We start from the raw sequence: 7,037 nt of genomic DNA on the forward strand, positions 1-7,037 counted from the left end.
CACCTGCAGCGCGTGCGACCGGCCGTCGGCGTCGCCGCCGGTGGCCGAGGCCCACCCCTCGAACACGCCACCGACGAGACGCCAATGCGAGCGGCCGTCCGGCTCCGCTGCACGACGGATCTCCTCGACCGTCCACGTCACCCGTCGCCGTTCACCACGCAGCTGGTGCACCGCGGCAACCGGCCACAGGCTCGCGCAGAGCAGTCGCGCCTCGCCGAGGTCGCGGGCGATCCGCAGGCCGTCGTGGGCGAGGCGACGGGCATCGTCGGGTCGGCCGACCAGCCAGCTCGCCAGCGCCACGCTCCACCGGTTGAGCATCGCGATCTCGCGCCAGGTGCGGCTGGCGTCGCCGGGCGCCTCGAAGCCGGCCTCCAGCTCGTGCAGCGGCGACGCCTGCTCGATCGCCACCACTGGCGCCCCCGACGCGAAACTCGTCACCGACCTGGCGCTCGCGAGCTGGTGCGCGAGCAGGCCTCCGCCGACGGTCGCCACCGCGGCCTCGAGGGGGCGGATGCGAGCATCGGCGACCGAGATCTCACCGGCCATGAACGCGATGCTCCAGAAGAGGTACCGCGCCTGGCCGACCAGGCCGGGGTCCGCACCGGCTGCCGCGTCGACGGCATCCTCGGCGTCATCGACCGCCGCCGCGAGCTCGCTCGAGCCGACCCCGTGCACCGCGAGCGTCGCGCCCACGAGGCTGAGCTGCAGGCCCAACCGCACATCGGGGCCGACCGCGGAGGGCGACGCGGCGGCGAGGGCCACCCCGCGCCGAGCGAGGTCGAGCGCCTCCGACGGCGCGAGGCCGTTCCACGCCACGGCCGCCGCACGGGTGTAGTTGACCGCGGCACGAGCGGGATCGTGACCCAGCTCGAAGTGCGTCGCGATGCTCGCGGCCGCGCGGGCGTCCGGTGCGGCCGCCTCCAGCATGGCTCCGATCGCGCGATGCACCAGCACGCGCTTCGCGCCCCCCAGCTGCTCGTGGAGCACCTCGCGGACGAGGACATGCCGGAACCTGAATCTCGTGGAGACCCGCCCATCGGCCGACGGGGCCGGCTCGACCTCGGCGAGGAGGCCGGACCGCATCGCGAGCGCGGACAGTCGTCGTTCGACATTCCCGAGGTCGTCGGGGCGACCGACGGATTCCGTCAGGGGGCCGACTCCGGCGGCCGCCTCCACGGCGGTGAACTCCACACCGGCGGCGGCCGCGGCGAGCAGGAGCACGCGGTCCGCCTCGTCGAACGCGGCCACCTGCTGCGCGACGAGCTGCCGGACGTCGCGAGGAATCGCGGATTCGGCGATCGGCAGGCGCGGCCGGACCGAGCCCTCGACCACGGCGAGCGCGTCATCGGCGATCAGGCCGTCGATCAATGCCGTCGCGAACAGCGCGTTCCCCTCGGTGCGCTCGAGCACCTGCCGAACCAGCTGCCCCTCGGGCACCGCCGGGGCCAACCGCAGTTCGAGCAGCGCCGCGATCGCGACCTCGTCGAGCGGAGCCAGCTCGCGGTGCTCGCATCGGCGGAGCGCGCGGAGATCGCCGACGACATCGCCGAGTCCGCGGCCCGGCCAGCGGACATCGCCGCGCCGGTAGGTGGCCAGGACGAGAAGACGGGCAGAGGTGGGACGCTGCGCGAGGTAGGCGAGCATCTCCGCCGTCGCGGGGTCGGCGACGTGAAGGTCCTCGAGCACCACCAGCACGGGCATCGCCGACGAGAGCGCGTCCAGCGCATCGGCCAGCTCGTGCAGCCTCCGGTGCGGGAAGCGGTCCGATCGCCGCTGCAACTCCTCGGCCATCGCGCCGTCGACGAGCCCGGGGAGCCGAACCAGCCAGGACGGCGCGAGGTCCCTGAGCAGCTCGCGGAACCGGGAGCCGCCGTTGCGTCCGCGACACAGCGAGACGAGCACGTCCAGGATCGGGAGGTCGGGCTCGCCGCCGTCGCGCTCGACGCAGCGGCCCTCTCCGATCGCGGCCGGTTCCCCGCGCTGCACGTCGGCGAGGAACGTCCGCACGAGTGCCGTGCGGCCGGCCCCGGCCTCAGCGGCCACGAAGCCCAGCGTGCGCGAGCCGGATCGGGCGGACCGCCACCATTCCGTCAGCTCTGCGAGATCGGCCTCCCTGCCGATGAGGTCGGGCGGTGGTGGCGGCTCCGCCGGCTGCGGCGAGGTCGACACCGCGGCGATGAAGCAGTACCCCCGGCGGTGGATCGTGGCGAGGAGCCGCGGCCTCCTGGGATCGTCATGCAGCGCGCGGCGGAGTTCCGCGACGCAGACCGCGAGCGAATCATCGCCGGCCGCGCCGCCCCAGACCAGGTCGACGAGCTCCGCCTTCGTCACCAGGTCGCCCGCTCGATCGAGCAGCGCCGACAGCACGCCGGCGGTCTTCGGGCGCAGGCGAAGCTGCCCTCCGCCGACGGCGAGGATGCCCGTGTGCGGCTCGAAACGGCCGCCGTCGAAGTAGTAGGCCGCGGGCAGGGGGAACGGCACGAAATCGCTCGGTTGACCGAACATGCGCCATCCGTTCATCGGCTCGGGTAATCGCCGCACGGTGCTGCCCCGTGAGGGGCCGGGTGCTTGAAGGATATTTGAAGAACTCCGTCAGGACACGGCACCCGTTCTGGGGTCGGATGGGCGTGGCGCCTTCGCATCGACGAGGATCGGCGAGTCGACGAGGCCCCCAACGACGGAGGCACCATGTCGAAGCGGCGGATCATCCTGCAGACGACCGCGGTCGTGGCCGCGCTCGGGCTCATCGCCACCGGCGCCGTTGCGGTGACGGGTGGGTTCGGTCCCAGCGTGGATCCCGGCGAGGTGCTGGCGCGCGAATCGCTGCTCACGCCAGACGATCTCGGCGACGGCTCCTTCGACGGGCTCCAGTACGCCGACCCGGCCGAGGGCCTCGCGCTCATCGACGCGCCCGAGGCATCCAGCGACGGCAGTGCCCAGTTGTCGTACCCGATCATCGTCCCGCAGGGGCGGGGCATGACGCCCGAGATCTCGCTCGAGTACACCTCGGCGACCGAATCGAGCTGGGCGGGTCTCGGCTGGGATCTCGGCGTCGGCACCGTCGAGGTCGACACGAGCTACGGCGTGCCGTACTTCGACGCCACGAAGGAGTCGGAGTCGTACTCGCTCGACGGAGCGATGCTCGTGCCGAACGCGCTCGGCGACGTGTGGCAGGACCGCATCGCCGACCGGCAGGACTTCACGCGCCAGGTCGAGACCGAGTACGAGCAGATCATCCGCCACGGCGACAGCCCGAAGAACTACTGGTGGGAGGTCCGCGACAAGATGGGGGCCATCCGCTGGTACGGCGCCAAGCCCGACGCGGGCGGGCCGATGGGGGGGCCGCTCGGGGTCACCCGCGGCTTCGTGGAGCCGGGTCCGAACACCGGCGCGCTCGACCCGGACTCGATCGTCAAGGACGATGACGGCAACATCGTCAAGTGGCTGCTCTCCGCCCAGCGCGACGTCGGCGTCAACATGTTCCGGTACGAGTACGACACCCTGCGGTACCGCTACGACCCCTCGGTCGACGGCGGTTGGGTCGCAGACGCCACGTGCCAGGACGACGCCGACACGCTCTGCTCGCGCCACACCTACCTGCGCAGCATCTTCTACACCGAGGCCGCCGAGGCCTCCGACGAGAACCACCCGGTCCCGGGCTACCACGAGCAGCCGCCCTACGAGATCCGCTTCGTGCGGCGGACCGAACGCGTCGATCCCGCGACCAACGCGCTCTACGGGCTGCGCGCCGACAGCACCCTCGACGGAACCGGACGTTACCTCGACCTGCTGGCCGAGCAGCTCGCGAGCGTCGAGGTCTGGTACGGCGACCTCGAGGTGGACGGCGGACGCGTCTACGACCGGCTCGCGACGCAGTACGACCTCGACTACGCGACCGGACCGTTCGGCAAGACCCTGCTGTCGAGCGTCACCCAGGGCGCGGGCACGGCGGCGGCCGTCACCCACACGTTCGAGTACTACAACGACGTCGACTACTCCGGCACCGGCTATGCCGGGTTCGCGACCGATCCGACCTGGGACTCGGGCGACGTCGACGACCCGTCCACGTCCCTCATCAACGAGGACGACATGGGCGACCGTGCGTTCCTGGACGAGAACGTCACGGCGGGCGCGCTCGGCGGCGCGGAGTCGAACTCGGGCGAGGGCCACGTGTACATCGGCTTCAACCCGGCGATTCCCCAGAAGGTCGGCTCGTTCGGCGGTTCGATCCAGATCGGCGGCGGCCAGACCGATGGCATCGCCGAGTTCATCGACCTCAACGGCGACGGCCTGCCCGACAAGGTCTTCAAGAAGGACGGGCAGGCGACCGCGAGCACGGTCTCGTACCGCCTGAACCTCGGCGGACCCCGCGGCGAGCCGAAGTTCGGCGAGCGGATCGAGCTCACCACCCTCAGCGGCAAGGGGCTCTCGCGCGACCACGAGTTCCAACTGCAGATCGCCGCCGAATCGCACATCGTCGTCACCGCCTCGTTCGGCGTCGGCGGCGCCGTGGCCTGGAGCGATGTGTACTTCACCGACGTGAACGCCGACGGCCTGCCCGACCTCGTGCACGAGGGGAACGTGTACTTCAACCGTCTTAAGGCCGGCGTGCCGAGCTTCGAGGCCGGAAGCACCGGCACCCCGGTGCCGCTCGCGACGGGCGGGCAGACCCCGCAGGTCGACAGCACCGAACTCGATGCGCTACAGCAGCGCCTGCAGTCGGCCTCGCCGCCGGTCGACACGGTCAGGCGCTGGATCGCCCCGTTCGACGGCACCGTCTCGATCGAGGGCGCGGCCCGGCTCGACTCCCCTGAGGCCGCCGCGAGTGACGACGGCGTGCGCGTCGCGATCCAGCTGAACGAGGCGAGCGAGGTCTTCGAAGCCCTCGTCGCCGACGTCCCGGCCACGCCCGACGACGAGTCGGTCGCGTTCGACGCGCCCACCGTGCTCGAGGTGCACGCGGGCGACCGCGTCTACTTCCGCGTCGGCTCGATCGACGACGGCGCGCACGACGAGGTCGCCTGGTCGCCGACCGTCACCTACACCGCGATCGGCGGCGACGCGGTCGTCGACGAGGGTTCGGTCGACCCCGTGCCCGACGACACCACCGAGGTGCCGCTCGACGTCAACGGACTCTCGCAGACGATCTACGCGATCGCCGACGACTTCACGCTCGCCGGCCGCCCGAACACGCGCGTCGTGATGCCGTACGACGGCACCGTGCGCTTCACCGCGACCGTCGTGAAGTCGCGGGCGACGAGCGACGACCTGCGGGTCGCGCTGGACCGCACGGATGCCGACCCCGAGACCGTGCTGCCCGTTGCGATCCCCGACACGATCGGCACGCCCGACGACGGCTCGGCCGACGTCACGATCACCGACGGGGTGATCCCCGGGGACTTCGTCGGCACCATCGCCTTCGCGGCGGAGGTGCCGGTGTCGGGTCCGGTGGCGGCCGACCCGGACGTCGCAGACGACCAGCCCGAGACCGACACGCTGCACGCGCACCTGGCGGTGGACTCGTCGATCGACCTCACCGCGATCTCGTGGAACCCGGCGATCCACTACACCGACGCGACCGACGTGAACGGCGACCCGATCGAGGTGCAGCAGGAGATCGACGGCGTGCTCACCGACACCAAGCGCGTCGACCTCACGCCCGAGATCGAGCAGTACCCGAACCGCTCGACCGCCGAGGCGCTCGAGCCGTGGACGGCCGACGACACGGAGGATTACGGCGAGCTGCGGATCGAGCACGCCGTGCTCTCGTCGATCGCCGACGAACTGCCGAATCGCGACGTCGTGCTCAGCATCAAGAGCCGTGACGGCCTGGTCTGGAAGAAGCAGGTGACGCTCGGCGCCTCGGTCGACCAGACCTCGGTGGACCTCACCGATCCGACCGCGACGCCGCCCGACCAGTCGTTCGGCCTCGTCGACGGCGAGGAGTACTGGTTCGAGCTCAGCGTGCGCGAGCCGGCGCTCGCCGACGCGCTCTCGTCCGACGACTTCTCGGTGACCCTCCGCACCGCCGAGGCCGTGCCCGAGGAGGTCACGCCCCCGGTCGTGCGCACCTGGACGGGCCGGCAGGGCATCTACCCGCTCGCGTACCGCGGCTGGGGCGTCGCCGGCTACACGGCGAGCGGCGACAAGGCGACCGCGCCCATCGACGAGGACGCGTTCGTGATCGACGAGGCCGCCGCGCAGGCCGCGGAGCCCGCCGACGGCTTCGACGACCTGTGCACCGGTCCGGTGACCGAATGCGAGGCCGAGCCCGACATCGACCCCGCCTACGCGTACGTGCCGCTGCTCGACCCCGACTCGCTCGGCGCCGAGGCGTCGCCGCTCGACGCCCCGCAGTGGCGGGGCACGCGCGACAACCTCGCCGCGTCGGCCGAACGGATGCGCTCGTCGCGCCTCTCGAGCGACACGGTCTCGCTCGGCATCGACGACGGCGCCTCGAAGAGCGGCGTGACCCGCATCTCGGTCACCGGCCCGAGCCTCTCGCTCGCCTTCGGCTTCGGCCCCCTCGGCGGCTCGGTCGGCGTCGGCCCGAGCTGGAGCCTCGTCGACTACGAAGACCTCAACGGCGACGGCTACCCCGACGTGATCACCCCCGGCGACGTGCAGTACACGAGCCAGCGCGGCATCTTCCAGAAGACCGTCGACGATCCGGATCCGAGGAAGGGGCTCGTCAACCAGGACTTCACGGTGAACGCCTCGGGCGGCCTCGACGCCGGCCTCGTGGACATCGCCGCGAACAACAAGGGCAAGACGAACACGACGCAGGGCAATGCGGCATCGAAGGGCGGCAAGGCCGCCGACAGCGACCCGGGCCTCGGCGCCGGCTTCGGCGTGAGCATCGGCGGCGGGTTCGACCTGTCGTTCACGAACCCGAACGAGTCCGGTCCGTCGGGCGGACCGCTCTCGGCCGACTACGGCCCGCCCGACGAGCTCTCCGACGTGCCGACGAGCGGCGGCGACACGGCGCAGATGTCGCAGGAGCTCGCCGACGTCAACGGCGACGGCCTGCCCGATGT

At 71.8% G+C, this 7,037-nt stretch carries 2 protein-coding genes; one reads left to right on the forward strand and one right to left on the reverse strand.

The features are described 5' to 3' along the window. A partial coding sequence (locus tag AC1DY2_RS12465; RefSeq protein ID WP_476762717.1) for an ATP-binding protein occupies window positions 1-2,505 on the reverse strand: 2,505 nt, incomplete at its 3' end. A gap of 183 nt (window positions 2,506-2,688) precedes the next feature. Here AC1DY2_RS12465 and AC1DY2_RS12470 point away from each other — a divergent pair. Continuing rightward, a partial coding sequence (locus AC1DY2_RS12470; protein WP_476762718.1) for a SpvB/TcaC N-terminal domain-containing protein occupies window positions 2,689-7,037 on the forward strand: 4,349 nt, incomplete at its 3' end.

The organism is Agromyces sp. P1_H4 (assembly GCF_056405255.1).